Origin of the sequence: Mycobacterium lentiflavum, assembly GCF_022374895.2 — a bacterium.
GTDB classification, from domain to species: domain Bacteria; phylum Actinomycetota; class Actinomycetes; order Mycobacteriales; family Mycobacteriaceae; genus Mycobacterium; species Mycobacterium lentiflavum.
Window position 1 is genome coordinate 3,453,566 of the sequence record NZ_CP092423.2, and the last position, 12,959, is coordinate 3,466,524.

General features: G+C 67.8%; 15 protein-coding genes and 1 tRNA gene. 5 read left to right on the forward strand and 11 right to left on the reverse strand.

The genetic code is table 11. The features are described from left to right. Nucleotide 1 precedes the first annotated feature (1 nt). The 7 genes from MJO58_RS16110 to MJO58_RS16140 form a co-directional block, all read right to left on the reverse strand. Nucleotides 2-883 carry an SDR family oxidoreductase gene (locus MJO58_RS16110; RefSeq protein ID WP_239720042.1) on the reverse strand — a complete coding sequence of 294 codons (882 nt, stop codon included), beginning with the start codon at nucleotides 881-883 and terminating at the stop codon, nucleotides 2-4. 25 nt (nucleotides 884-908) lie between these two features. Then, entirely contained in the window at nucleotides 909-2,165 is a 1,257-nt protein-coding gene (gene mshC, locus MJO58_RS16115; RefSeq protein ID WP_090603257.1) for a cysteine--1-D-myo-inosityl 2-amino-2-deoxy-alpha-D-glucopyranoside ligase, read from the reverse strand. Between the two features lie 139 nt (nucleotides 2,166-2,304). Continuing rightward, a complete protein-coding gene (locus MJO58_RS16120) occupies nucleotides 2,305-3,072 on the reverse strand; it encodes a 3'(2'),5'-bisphosphate nucleotidase CysQ (RefSeq protein WP_090609166.1) in 768 nt (255 codons plus the stop codon). A gap of 65 nt (nucleotides 3,073-3,137) precedes the next feature. Then, nucleotides 3,138-3,962, reverse strand: a complete 825-nt coding sequence (locus tag MJO58_RS16125; protein WP_350355895.1) for an SCO1664 family protein — start codon at nucleotides 3,960-3,962, stop codon at nucleotides 3,138-3,140. Continuing rightward, nucleotides 3,946-4,533 carry a DUF3090 domain-containing protein gene (locus tag MJO58_RS16130; protein ID WP_090603263.1) on the reverse strand — a complete coding sequence of 196 codons (588 nt, stop codon included), beginning with the start codon at nucleotides 4,531-4,533 and terminating at the stop codon, nucleotides 3,946-3,948. The genes MJO58_RS16125 and MJO58_RS16130 overlap by 17 nt, the downstream gene beginning before the upstream one ends. Before the next feature lie 63 nt (nucleotides 4,534-4,596). Further along, entirely contained in the window at nucleotides 4,597-5,337 is a 741-nt protein-coding gene (locus MJO58_RS16135; protein WP_090603266.1) for a histidine phosphatase family protein, read from the reverse strand. Nucleotides 5,338-5,403: 66 nt separating this feature from the next. Continuing rightward, nucleotides 5,404-5,706 (reverse strand): hypothetical protein, encoded by a 303-nt coding sequence (locus tag MJO58_RS16140; protein ID WP_090603269.1) that lies wholly within the window; start codon nucleotides 5,704-5,706, stop codon nucleotides 5,404-5,406. A 110-nt stretch (nucleotides 5,707-5,816) separates the two neighbouring features. Between MJO58_RS16140 and MJO58_RS16145 the strand changes: the two genes are divergently transcribed. From MJO58_RS16145 to MJO58_RS16155, 3 genes are read left to right on the forward strand one after another with little or no spacing between them, the layout of a single operon-like run. Continuing rightward, nucleotides 5,817-6,875, forward strand: a complete 1,059-nt coding sequence (locus tag MJO58_RS16145) for a hypothetical protein (RefSeq protein WP_239720043.1) — start codon at nucleotides 5,817-5,819, stop codon at nucleotides 6,873-6,875. Further along, on the forward strand, nucleotides 6,872-7,126 hold the full coding sequence (locus tag MJO58_RS16150; protein ID WP_090603272.1) for a DUF5703 family protein: 255 nt from the start codon (nucleotides 6,872-6,874) through the stop codon (nucleotides 7,124-7,126). The genes MJO58_RS16145 and MJO58_RS16150 overlap by 4 nt, the downstream gene beginning before the upstream one ends. A gap of 14 nt (nucleotides 7,127-7,140) precedes the next feature. Continuing rightward, nucleotides 7,141-8,220, forward strand: a complete 1,080-nt coding sequence (locus MJO58_RS16155; RefSeq protein ID WP_239723314.1) for a quinone-dependent dihydroorotate dehydrogenase — start codon at nucleotides 7,141-7,143, stop codon at nucleotides 8,218-8,220. An 11-nt stretch (nucleotides 8,221-8,231) separates the two neighbouring features. On the opposite strand, the gene MJO58_RS16160 is transcribed toward MJO58_RS16155, so the two are convergent. Further along, entirely contained in the window at nucleotides 8,232-9,602 is a 1,371-nt protein-coding gene (locus MJO58_RS16160) for an HNH endonuclease signature motif containing protein (protein ID WP_239720044.1), read from the reverse strand. Nucleotides 9,603-9,830: 228 nt separating this feature from the next. Here MJO58_RS16160 and MJO58_RS16165 point away from each other — a divergent pair, with 228 nt between their 5' ends. Beyond that, a complete protein-coding gene (locus MJO58_RS16165) occupies nucleotides 9,831-10,154 on the forward strand; it encodes a hypothetical protein (RefSeq protein ID WP_239720045.1) in 324 nt (107 codons plus the stop codon). Here the strand turns inward: MJO58_RS16165 and MJO58_RS16170 are convergent. Genes MJO58_RS16170 through MJO58_RS16180 form a run of 3 tightly spaced genes read right to left on the reverse strand, consistent with a single transcriptional unit; the run spans nucleotide 10,148 to nucleotide 12,627 of the window. Next, nucleotides 10,148-10,726, reverse strand: coding sequence for a dienelactone hydrolase family protein (locus MJO58_RS16170; RefSeq protein ID WP_239720046.1), 579 nt, complete (start codon nucleotides 10,724-10,726; stop codon nucleotides 10,148-10,150). The two genes, MJO58_RS16165 and MJO58_RS16170, sit on opposite strands and share 7 nt — an antisense overlap. Beyond that, nucleotides 10,727-11,254 (reverse strand): YbhB/YbcL family Raf kinase inhibitor-like protein, encoded by a 528-nt coding sequence (locus MJO58_RS16175; protein WP_090603282.1) that lies wholly within the window; start codon nucleotides 11,252-11,254, stop codon nucleotides 10,727-10,729. A gap of 26 nt (nucleotides 11,255-11,280) precedes the next feature. After that, nucleotides 11,281-12,627 carry a M20/M25/M40 family metallo-hydrolase gene (locus tag MJO58_RS16180; RefSeq protein WP_239720047.1) on the reverse strand — a complete coding sequence of 449 codons (1,347 nt, stop codon included), beginning with the start codon at nucleotides 12,625-12,627 and terminating at the stop codon, nucleotides 11,281-11,283. Nucleotides 12,628-12,832: 205 nt separating this feature from the next. Here MJO58_RS16180 and MJO58_RS16185 point away from each other — a divergent pair. Further along, nucleotides 12,833-12,918, forward strand: a tRNA-Leu gene (locus MJO58_RS16185). Nucleotides 12,919-12,959: the final 41 nt, after the last annotated feature.

Genomic DNA, 12,959 nt, shown 5'->3' on the forward strand with positions numbered 1-12,959 from the left:
GCTAGGCCTGGCCCAGCTCCTGGTTGTAGGCGCTGGTGGAACGGCCAAGCGCGGCAACCTCGGCGTCCATCTGGGGCAGCAGTTCCGCGGCGGTTCGGCGAATCGGGAGTTCGCCGACGCGGGTGGACAGCACCGGCTTGAGCCAGCGGAACGCGACCACCCAGCCCGGGCAGTAGACCCGGTCCTTGCGGCCCTCGATGCCCTTGACGAAGGCGGTCGCGCAGCTGTCCACGTCGGTGGTCTTGCTCAACGGCCACGGCAGTTTCTTGAGCAACGTGGTGAACGCAGGCAGGTCGGCCTTGGTGTCGCGCACCAGCGCCGTGTCGATCCACGACATGTGCGCCACCCCGATTCCGACGCCGCGATGAGCGACCTCGAGTCGCAGCGCATTGGCCAAGTGCTCGTTGCCGGCCTTCGACATGTCGTAGGAAGCCATTCCCGGGGCCGCAGCGAACGCCGCGAGCGACGACACGATCAGGAGGTAACCGCGGCGGTCGATCAGCGCGGGCAGTGCGGCGCGCGCGGTGTGAAAGACACCGAGCAGGTTGACGTCCAGCACCCGCTTGAATGCCTCCGGGTCGACCTGCAACACCGAGCCGTAGCTGGCGATGCCGGCATTGGCCACGGCAACGTCGAGGCCGCCGAAGCGTTGCACCGCGTGGTCGACGACGGCCTGCATGGCGGGCAGGTCACGCACGTCGGCGACGGCGGTCAGCACGTGTTCGTCGCCACCGAGTTCGGCGGCCAGGGTGTCCAGCGCGGCTCTGTCGAGATCGGTCAGGACGAGCTTGGCGCCCTGGTGGCGCAGCCGGCGGGCGACCTCGGCGCCGATTCCCCGGGCACCCCCGGTGATGAGAACGACTTTGCCCTGCACCGAAGTCATGGCCGTCAACTACCTTTCACAGCGATCACAGTTCCACCCCGAGCAGCGCATCGATTGCGGTGGCCACCAACTTCGGCGCACCCTCGTCGTGTCCGCCGTACTCGAGTGCGTCGGTGGTCCAACCATCAAGTGCCGCAATCGCTTTGGGAGTGTCGAGGTCGTCGGCCAGGTACTTGCGCACCCGCGCGATGACGTCGGCGGCATCCGGGCCGGCGGGCAGCGTCGTCGCGGTGCGCCAGCGCTGCAGCCGCGCGGCCGACTCGTCGAGCAGTTGCTGGCTCCACGACCGGTCAGCGCGGTAGTGACCGGCCAGCAGACCAAGCCGAATAGCGGCCGGCGGGGCGCCTTGCGCACGCAGCACCGACACCAGCACCAGGTTGCCGCGGCTCTTCGACATCTTGTGCCCGTCCCAGCCGATCATCCCGGCATGCACATAATGCCGGGCGAATCGCCTTTCGCCCCTTACACATTCGGCGTGTGCGGCGGTGAATTCGTGATGCGGGAAGATCAGGTCGCGGCCGCCGCCCTGAATGTCTAGGCCGCTGCCGATGCGGCTAAGTGCGATCGCCGCACACTCGACGTGCCAGCCGGGCCGCCCGGGACCGAACGGTGAAGGCCAGCTGGGCTCCCCGGGCCGCTCGGCCCGCCACAGCAGCGCGTCGAGTTGGTCGGTCTTGCCGGTGCGGTCGGGGTCGCCACCGCGCTCGGCGAACAGCCGCAGCATGGTGTCGCGGTCATAGCCCGACTCGTAGCCGAACTGCGGCGTGGCATCCGCGCGGTAGTAGACGTCTGGATATTCGCCTACGTCTGGGTCGATGACGTACGCCGCCCCCGACGCCAGCATCTTTTCGACCAGCTCCACCACTTCGGGAATGGCTTCGGTCGCGCCGACATACTCGCGCGGCGGCAACACCCGCAGCGCGGCCATGTCCTCGCGGAACAGCGCCACCTCGCGATCGCCGAGCTCACGCCAGTCGATGCCGTCGCGCGCGGCCCGCTCGAACAGCGGGTCATCGACGTCGGTGACGTTCTGCACGTAGTGCACGTCGTGCCCCAGATCCAGCCACAGCCGGTGAATCAGGTCGAACGCGAGATAGGTGGCCGCGTGGCCCAAATGCGTGGCGTCGTACGGAGTGATCCCGCAGACGTACATGGTGGCGACTGAACCAGGACCAGACCCGGCCGCCACCGGGCGGACCTGGCGATCGGAGGTGTCGTAAAGCCGAAGCTCCGGGCCGCGTCCGGGCAGCTCCGGAACCTGTGCGGGAGACCACGACTGCATGCTGTCGACTTTAGGCCCGGTGACGGTGCGGCCCGCGCAGCGGGCCGTTGAGAAGGCGGGCAATCGGGCCAGGCCCGGTGACGATGCGGCCCGCGCAGCGGGCCGTTGAGAAGGCGGGCAATCGGGCCAGGCCCGGGGGTCAGCGCCACGCGTCGCGGATGGCGCCGAGCAGGATCGGCGCCACCTCCGCACGACACATGACGAAGTCGGGCAGGTACGGGTCTTCCTGGTTGTAGCGCATCGGCGAGCCGTCCAGCCGCGAGGCGTGCATACCGGCCGCCATCACCACCCCGGCCGGCGCCGCCGAGTCCCACTCCCATTGGCCGCCGGCGTGCAGATAGGCGTCGACGTCGCCGTCGATGATGGCCATCGCCTTGGCGCCTGCCGAACCGATCCCCACCGGCTGGATCGCCAGCGATTGCCGGATGCGGTGCAGCACGGCCGGTGGCCGGGTGGCGCTGACGGCGATGCGCAGCGTATGCGGAATCCCGGCCCGTGCCTGGCTGTCGTTCACCGTGTCGCTGCGGTACACGATGTTGTCCCGCGCCGGCAAAGAGACTGCCGCATCGGTGATTTCGGGTCGACCATCGACCGGACGCTGCCACAGCGCGATGTGCACCGCCCAGTCGTCACGTCCCGGCGTGGAGAACTCGCGGGTGCCGTCGACCGGGTCGATGATCCACACCCGGTCGTGCTCGAGCCGCTTCAGATCGTCGTAGGCTTCCTCGCTGAGCACGGCATCGTCGGGGCGCTCGGCCCGCAGCCGGCGCAGGATCAGCTCGTTGGCCAGGCTGTCACCCGCGTCGCCGAGCATCCACGGATGACCGAAGCCGATCTCCTCGCGGACTTTGAGCAGCAGCTCCCCGGCGTCGGCGGCGAGATCGGCGGCCAATTCGGCGTCAGTCATCTCCGCCGATTGGTCCTGGGAGGCCGGGCTCACCGTTTCAGTATCGCCGACGGCGATGCCGGACCCTAAAAGGCGGGCCAGGGAATCGGGCGATGCCGATTGGGGACGGGCATCACCGGGTTGTCCAGCAGCGCGTGCGCCCGCATGCCCAGCGCCGCGACCTCGCTTCGGGTGATCTGGCCCGCCAGCGCATCGCGGAATTCATCGTCCAGCGCGTCACACAGGCCGGCGATGGCCTCGCACGTCTGATCGTCGATCGGCTTGCCGGCCCAGCCCCACAACACTGTGCGCAGCTTGTTCTCGACGTGCAGGCACACGCCGTGGTCGACGCCGTAGATGTGGCCCTCGAGATCGCGCAGAACGTGCCCGCCCTTGCGGTCGGCGTTGTTGACCAGCACGTCGAACACCGCCATCCGCCACAGGCGAATGTCGTCGGCGTGCATCAGGATGACCTCGTCGCCGCGGTAGTCCTGGGCGCGCAGCACCGGCAGATAACCCGGCTGCTGCCGGCCGGCGGGAAACAGGTCCACCAGATCCGGCCCCGGCCGCGGATCGCTGTCCACCTCGTCGCCGGGCTGCTTCACCCACAGCTGCAGCATGCCCGGTCCCGCCGGACCGTGACGAATGATGGTGTAGGGCACCAGGTTCCAGCCCAGCTGTGCCGATACCTGGTACGCGGCAAGCTCGCGGCCGGCCAGCGTCCCGTCCGGGAAGTCCCACAGCGGCTGTTCGCCGGAGATCGGCTTGTAGACGCAGTGCACGCTGGACTCGCCCAGCGTGGCCTCGCACAGGAAGGTGGCGTTACTGGCCGAGCGGATCCGTCCGAGAACCGTCAGCTCGCCGTCCCGCAACACCTCGCGATCGTCATTCGTGTTATTCCGGGGGGTCATCGGTGGACCCGAGTAGCGCGCTGCGCTTGTAACCGTTGGCGCGCGGGCAGATGTGGCCCTCGGGGTCCAGCGGTTCCTCGCACAGGGGGCATGGCGGGCGTCCCGCCGAGATCACGCGATTGGATCGGGTGGCGAACTGCCGCGCCGACTCCGGGGTCAAGAACACGCGGACCGCGTCCGGGCCTTCGTCGGTGTCATCAAGCACCACCGAGGCGTCGAACTCGGCGTCGGTGACGGCCAACAGTTCGACCACGACGGTCTGGGCCTCCGAGTCCCAGCCCAGGCCCATGGTCCCGACCCGGAACTCCGCGTCGACGGGCGTGATGAGCGGGTTGAGATCGTCGACCTCGGACGGCTCCGGCGGGACCGGCGTCCCGAACCGGCGGTTCACCTCGAGCAATAGCGCGCCGATGCGTTCGGCGAGCACCGCCACCTGTTGCTTCTCCAGGACCACCGACACCACCCGGGAATCGCCCACCGCTTGGATGTAGAAGGTCCGATTTCCGGGCTGACCGACGGTCCCGGCCACGAAGCGGTCGGGAGTGCGGAATACATGGATTGCGCGAGCCATGGCACCTCCAAAATACCGGCTGTTGCCGTCGCAAGGCGATTCGATTCGGTTGCCGCAACCGACTTAGTCAGTGGATCCCCCGACGACCGCGTCGCTCGACGGCTCCGCTTCGGCCGGTTGTTGTTGCGGCTCTTCTGATTTGTCGCTCTCGTCGCCCGTCTTGGGTGGCGGGCCGGCCCGCAGCGCCGCGGCGAGCCGCCGACCGGTGTGGTTGACATGCAGCACGAACGGCCGCAGCGGGGTGTACCGGATGACGCTCACCGATGCCGGGTCGGCGGTGACGCGCTGGAAGCCGTCCAGGTGCATGCCGTACGCATCGGCGATCAACGACTTGATGACATCACCGTGAGTGCAAGCCACCCAGAGCACATCACCGCCGTGCTCCTCGCTCAGCCGCCGGTCGTGTTCGCGCACCGCGGCCACCGCACGCGTCTGCACTTGGGCTAACCCCTCGCCACCGGGAAACACCGCCGCGCTGGGGTGCGCCTGGACGACCCGCCACAGCGGCTCCTTGCCGAGCTCGCCGATCTTGCGGCCGGTCCACTCGCCGTAGTCCACCTCGGCGAGCCGGTCTTCGACGAACGGCGCCAGGCACAGCGCCTCGGCCAGCGGCGCGACCGTGTTCCGGCAACGCAGCAGCGGCGAGGTGATCACCGCGCGGATGGGCAGGTCGCCGATCCGGTCGATCAGGCCCACAGCCTGCTCGCGGCCCTTGTCGTCGAGGTCGACGCCCTCGGAACGGCCGGCCAGGATGCCCGCGGTGTTCGAGGTCGACCGGCCGTGGCGCAACAGGATCACCGTCACGTCGCGGCCACCGTTTGTGTCACGACGACGACCGTACCCGGTGCGAATCGCCGCGCTCGGAAGTGACTAACGAGCGACGGGGACCGCTGCGGCAACCGAGTCGCGCACCGCCGCGGTTAGACTGCGCTCGTCGGTGAGGTCGATGTCGACCAGACCGCGCACCGCCGTAGCGACCACGTCCTCGGCCTGCGGAACGGGCCCGGCGAGGCACGGACGGTAAATTTCGACGACGAGCGAGCGATGCTCGATGTGAAACGAAAAACTGCGTCCGTCACCAACTTGTCCGTATCCGCTCGCAAAGATGCCTGTCGAAATGTCCTCGACAGCAAACTCTTTGTGCGCGGTATGCCGGTCAGCGATGACGGTCATAATCCGACCATACCTCCCCAGTACGGGCGCATGTCGGCAACATGGCCCTATTGGATGCGCAAGCGTTCCTTAGAATTTGTATTCCGTGTCCGCCGATTCAAGGTTGGTTGTTGCTATCACGTCGTAAGGCTAAGAAACGAACAGCTCAACGATCTTTTGTTGGACTGGTCACTTTGCTGGCATTAGTCGGTGGTTGTTCATCGAATCCGCTCGACAGCGCCCCGCCGACCATCGAATCCGCACATCCCGCCGAGTCACCGCCGGTCTCGCAGCACCCGGCCGGCACGTTGCGGCCACTGCCCGATCACGCCGCGGCGACGGTCTTCGACGACGGCAGCCACCAGCTGGCGGTGCTGACCCCCGGCGCCGATCCGGGAGCGCCCGCCAGTGTCGCGGTGTTCGGCCCCGGGCCCCTCGCGCCGCGGGTGATCGGGCTGCCGGGCCCGGCGACCGCGCTGACCAGCGACGGCCACGGCACGGCCTACCTCGCCGCCCGCGGCGGCTACGTGGCGCTGGATCTGGCCGGCGGCCACACCACGCGGGTCGACGTCGCCGATTCAGCCGGCGTGGACTTCACCGCGATCGCGCGCCGGGCCGACGGCAAGCTGATGCTGGGCAGCGCCGATGGCGCCGTGTACACCGTCGCCCCGCCAAGCGCGGGCGCGGCGACGGTGCAGAACCGGACGAAGATTTTCGCCCGCGTTGACGGGCTTGTGACACAGGGAAATACGACGGTGGTGCTGGATCGTGGACAGACCTCGGTGACGACGATCGGCGCCGACGGCCGTGTCGCACAGTCGCTGCGGGCCGGCGCGGGCGCGACCACGATGGCCGCCGATCCCGTGGGTCGGGTCCTGGTGGCCGACACCCGCGGCGACGAACTGCTGGTGTACGGCGTCGACCCGCTGATCCTGCGGCAGGCCTACCCGGTGCGGCAGGCCCCGTACGGACTGGCCGGCTCTCGGGATTTGGCCTGGGTGTCACAAACCGCATCGAATATGGTTATTGGTTACGATTTATCAACCGGAATTCCCGTCGAAAAGGTGCGTTACCCAACTGTGCAGCAACCCAACTCGTTGGCCTTTGACGAGGCATCGGACACCTTGTACGTGGCGTCGGGGTCCGGTGCGGGGGTCCAGGTCATCGAACGCGCGGCGGGAACGCGTTGACGGCGCCGCGGTGGAGTCGCCTCCCGGCGGGCTGGGTTTCGGACATGTCCGACGACTACGAATGGGTGCCGCTGCGCCTGCCCCCGGAGGTGACCAGGCTCAGCGCCTCGATCCGGCTGTCCATCGAGGCCGAATACCGTGGCTGGGAGCTCACCCGGGTGCGGCTGTACAACGACGGCAGCAGACGAGTGTTGTTGCGCCGCAAGAAAACTCGTATCACTGATCGACGGCCCGATCAGCCGGAACTGTGACGGTGGATAACGGTCTGTACGGGCTGCTGCGCCGCCTGTTCTTCTTGATCCCGCCCGAGCGGATTCACACGCTGGTCTTCGCCGCGCTGCGCGTCGCGACCGCCGTCGGGGCGCCGCGCCGGCTGCTGCACCGGCTCCTGGGGCCGAGCGATCCGGTGCTGGCCAGCACGGTGTTCGGCGTGCGCTTCCCCGCGCCGCTGGGGCTGGCCGCCGGCTTCGACAAGGACGGCATGGGGCTGCGCACTTGGGGCGCCTTGGGTTTCGGGTATGCCGAGGTCGGCACCGTCACCGCGCAACCACAGCCCGGCAACCCGGCACCACGCCTGTTCCGGCTGCCAGAGGATCGGGCGTTGCTGAACCGGATGGGGTTCAACAATCACGGCGCCGGCGAGCTGGCCACCCGGCTGGCCCGCCATCGGCCGGACGTGCCGATCGGGGTGAACATCGGCAAGACGAAGGTCACACCGGCCGCCGAGGCCGTTGAAGACTACCGGGCCAGCGCGCGGCTGGTCGGCCCGCTGGCGTCGTATCTGGTGGTCAACGTCAGCTCGCCAAACACGCCGGGGTTACGCGATCTGCAGGCGGTCGAATCGTTGCGACCCATCCTGGCCGCGGTCCTCGCCGAGACGTCGGTCCCGGTGTTGGTCAAGATCGCCCCGGATGTCAGCGATTCCGACGTCGACGACATCGCGGACCTCGCCGTCGAGCTGGGACTGGCCGGCATCGTCGCGACCAACACCACGGTGTCGCGAGAGGGTCTGCGCACCCCGGGAGTCGACGAGCTGGGGCCCGGCGGCATCTCCGGGCCGCCGGTGGCCCACCGCGCCGTCGAGGTGCTGCGCCGGCTCTACCGCCGGGTCGGCAATCGCCTGGTGCTGATCAGCGTCGGCGGCATCGAGACCGCCGACGACGCGTGGGAGCGCATCATCGCGGGCGCCTCACTGCTGCAGGGCTATACCGGCTTCGTCTACGGAGGCGGCTTGTGGCCCAAGCACATTCACGACGGCATCGCGAGGCGGCTGCACGACGGCGGTTTCGCCTCACTGAGCGATGCGGTCGGGTCGGCGGCCAAGCCGGACCCGCTGCCCGGCTAGGCCCGTCCGCCCTAGGCCGCGCCGCCCGCTCCGTCTGCCTCGGCGGCTAGGAGCCGCTCCGGGTGATGAAACGTGTTGACCCGGGGCTGATCTCGATCGAGATGCGGCGGAGGGATCCACTCCGTGTCGCCGTTGGCACGTTTTCGGGTTGCCCAACCCTGCTCGTTGAGCTTGTGATCGGGGCCGCAGGCCAGGGCGAGCCGGTCGATGTCGGTGCAATGCGTGGTCGCCCAGTCTTCGACGTGGTGCACCTCGCACCAGTACCCGGGTACGTCGCAGCCCGGACGGGTACAGCCACGATCCTTGGCGTACAAGACGATTCGCTGACCGACCGAGGCCAGCCGTTTGGTGTGGTACAGCGCGACCGGCTTGGCGTCGTCGAAGACCGCCAGGTAGTGGTGGGCGTGGCGGGCCAGCCGGATCACGTCGGACATCGGAAGCACCGTGCCACCGCCCGTCAGCCCGCTGCCGTCCGCGGCGTCCAGGTCTTTGAGGCTGGTCGTGACGATGATGGTCGCGGGTAATCCGTTGTGCTGACCCAGCTTCCCGCTCGCCAACAGCGCCCGTAGCGCGGCATTGAGGCCGTCATGGTTGCGCTGGGCGGCAGTGCGGATATCACGGCGCGCGACATCGGCGGCCGGTGTGCCGTCCACGACGGGCAGGTTGTCCTCGGGATTGCACATGCCGGGCGAAGCGGTTTTGGCCAGTACGGCCTCGACCGTGGCGCGCGTTTCGGGGGTCAGCCAGCCGGACAACCGCGACATGCCGTCGATATCCTGCTTGCCCAGGGTCACTCCGCGCCGGCGGACGCGGTCGGCGTCGGTGTAGCTCCCGTCGGGATTCAGGCAGGCGGCCAGCCGGTCGGCGAGCTTGGCCACCTGGTCGGGCCGATAGTGGGTGGCGTGTTCGGCCAGATCCTTCTCGGCGCATTCCCGGGTATCGATGTCCACCCACTGCGGCAAGCGTTCGAAGAACTGGCGGATCACCGCGACATGGGATGGGCCGATCTTGCCGTCGCGCTGGGCTTTTGCCGTCGCGGTCAATTGCGGCGGCAGCGGCTCGCCGCTGATTGCACGCCGCGGGCCCAGATCGGCCGCCTCAGCAATACGCCGGCCGGCCTCACTTCGCGTGATCCGCAGCCGGTCGGCCAGCGCCGCGGTCAGGGTTCCACCCAGCTCACCGGAGTCGGACTGTTCGCCGAGCTGGTTGATCAATTCCTGCCCCGGGACCCGCAAGCGCCGAGTCTCGTGTTCGAGTCGCTCCAGCAGTGCCAGCCGCTCCGGAGTGGTCAACACGTCGAACGTGTGCCCCACAACGCGCGACACCGCGCTGCGCAGTGCGTCGAAGTCCGCTTGGATCTCCTCGCGACTACTCGAACTCATGTTCGAATGATATTCCTGCCCTACGACAAGAAGGTCCGCCTTGAAACCACTGAAACCACTGAAACCAAAGTGAATCAAGTGATTTGGGTCCGCGTGCCTTCTCTGGGGTTTCGATCAGGGCCGAAATCCAGCGCTGGCAGACTGCCAGCCGAGCACCCTGGTTACAGCTGTATGTTGACCGCACCACAATCGACCCTCCCGAGGAGGCCGCCGGTGCGATTCAACCGATTGACGATCGTCGCAACGACTGCCATGGCAGTGGTTATCGCGGGCTGCTTCGCCGGCACGGCCAACGGCGAGCCGCCCGACACCTCCACGTGTTACGACCTCGGCGGCGCCAAGGACAACCTCATGCTCGCGTCGAAGCCGGAAACCGCCCGCAAAGCTGCCGACACGCTGGAGAACTACAGCCCTCCCGACGCGGTTAAAGCCGCGATCGAGCATTTCGTCACCACGGTCGGCGCCCAGCCCAGCGATCCCACTCTCGACGTCAATCGCAGCTCAATTGCCAACTGGCTCAAGCAAATGTGCCCTATGTTGAACACTTACTGAAGGTAATCGCTTACGAAATCGACTGTGCGACGGTGCCATTCAAAGTACGGTCGCAGCATCGAATGGCCCGCACCCGCGATGCCCACCCATTGAGCGTCCAGCCCACGTTCGCGGGCTCGTAGCGTCTGGATGCGCGAGGCTTCGGGGTCGGTGCGGGCGTCGGCGGTGCCGTGCACCACCAGCAGCCGGGTCGACGGCGGAATCAGATCGCCGTCATCGCGGGGCCAATACGGTGCCAGCGCTACCACCGCACCGACCTGCCCACCGGCAGCAAGCCGAGTCGCGACTCGACCGCCCATCGAATGGCCGACCAGCACAATGTTTTTCGCATCGAACCGACGACGAACGGAGTCAAGCACCGCGGTGGCGTCGACCACCGCGTCGTATCGCGGGCTGTTCCAGCCACGAAGGCGGTACTGGACGCGTCGCACCTCGACGCCGCGGCCCAGCCGCCACCGCAGGGCGGCAGCGACCAACATCATCCGGACGTTGGCCAGCTGCCACCACCGCGACGCCTCGTCGCTGCGCACCCGCCCGCCCGGTAGGACGAGCACGATCGCGCGAGGTTTCACCTACTGTTCGTAGGTGCCGTAGATGTAGGCCCGCGCGATCGCGTGCTGGAACAGGTTGAAGCCGAGGAACGCCGGGCTCGCGTCCTCGGTGAGGTCGATCTTGTCGACGTCGACGGCGTGCACCGCGACGTAGTAGCGATGCGGACCGTGTCCGGGCGGCGGCGCGGCGCCGATATAGCGCCGCATGCCGGCGTCGTTGACCAGCTGCTGCGCGCCGCCGGGCAGTTCGCGGCCGTCGCCCGCGTCCTCGGGCAGCTCGGTGACGTCGGCCGGCAGGTTGGCCACGGCCCAGTGCCAGAACCCGGACAGCGTCGGGGCATCGGGGTCATAGACGGTAACCGCGAAGCTGCGCGTCTCCGCGGGGAATCCCGACCAGCTCAGCTGCGGGCTCACGTCTTCTCCCCCGGCGCCCATGATGCCGCTGACCTGCGGCATGGCCAGCGGCTGACCGTCGGTGATCGAGTTCGAGGTCAAGGTGAACGACGGCAGCTTGGGCAGCGCGTCATACGGGTCGGACGGCACGCTCATTGGCGATCCTCTCGTTTCGGTTTTCTCTAACAGTGGGTCAGGAAGCGGGCCAGCACGTTGGTGCCGAACCTCAGCGCGTCCACGGGTACCCGCTCATCGACGCCGTGGAACAGCGAAGCGAAATCCAATTCCGGCGGCAACTTCAGCGGCGCGAAGCCGAAGCACCGAATACCTATGCGCGCGAAAGCTTTTGCGTCGGTACCGCCGGACAACATGTAGGGCACGGTGCGGCCGTCCGGATCGACCGCAAGCACCGCGGCGTTCATCGCGTCGACCAGATCGCCGTCGAAATTGGTCTCGTACGACGGCAAGTCCCGGATCCACTCCCGGGTCACATCCGGGCCGAGCAACTCGTCGATCTCGGCCTCGAACGCGGCCTGCCGGCCGGGCAGTACGCGGCAGTCGATCACCGCCTCGGCACTGCCGGGGATCACGTTGGCCTTGTACCCCGCCTTGAGCATCGTCGGGTTGGCGGTGTCACGCACGATCGCCTTCAGCATGCGGGCCATCGGGCCAAGTTTTTCGATCACGCCCTCCAGATCGCCGGAGTCGGTGTCGAAGGTCAGGCCGGTCTCGTCACTGATGGCGGCCAGAAACTCGGCGACAGTGTCGGTCATTACCAGCGGAAACTGGTGCCGGCCGATCCGGGCAACGGCCTCAGCGAGCAGCGTTACCGCGTTGCGGTCGTTGGCCATCGAACCGTGCCCCGCCTGGCCCCGGGCGGTCAGCTTCATCCACTGGATGCCCTTCTCGGCCGTCTCGATCAGATACAGCCGGCGTTCGCCGCCGTCACGACGCGGCACGGTCAGCGAGAACCCGCCCACCTCGCCGATCGCCTCGGTGACACCCTCGAACAGCTCCGGGCGGTTGTCGACCAGCCAGTGTGACCCGTACTTGCCGCCGTGCTCCTCGTCGGCCACGAACGCGAACAGCAAATCGCGTGGCGGCACGATGCCGGCCTGCTTCAACTGGCGCGCGACGACGATCATCATGCCGACCATGTCTTTCATGTCGACCGCGCCGCGGCCCCAGACATAGCCGCCCTCGACCGCGCCGGAAAACGGATGAACGCTCCAATCGGCGGGTTCGGCCGGCACGACGTCGAGATGCCCATGGATCAGCAGCGCTCCCCGCGAGCTGTCGGCGCCCTTGAGGCGGACGAACACATTGCCCCGCCCAGGGGCGCCGGATTCGAGGTATTCGGGCTGGTAGCCGACCTCGGCGAGCTGCTCGGCAACCCAGTGGGCGCATTCGGCCTCGCCGTGGGTGGTCTCGGGGTCACCGGTGTTGGTGGTGTCGAACCGGATCAGCCTGCTGACAACTTCGACCACATCGTCGCTCGGATGGTTGGGAACTCCGTTCTCAACTGTCACAACCACCTTTCCTACCACTGCCCGGGTTGCCCGGCTCAGGCAGCGGAGGCCAGTCGGCCCACGATGCGGCCTGGAAACGCCGCGGCCCTGTCGCGTACGCCACCGCCACCGCTAGCGCGCCGTCGATTCAGACCGCCGTCGGCGAGCTAACTTGGGTCCGCGCGGGCCGATCCGCTAGCCTTAGCTGCCAACTCTCGTTGGCCTGGTCCGAGTGGCGGAATGGCAGACGCGCTAGCTTGAGGTGCTAGTGCCCTACTAATGGGCGTGGGGGTTCAAGTCCCCCCTCGGACACCCTGTGATGAGTCGAGTCATCGGTGACAGATGAGTCGGGT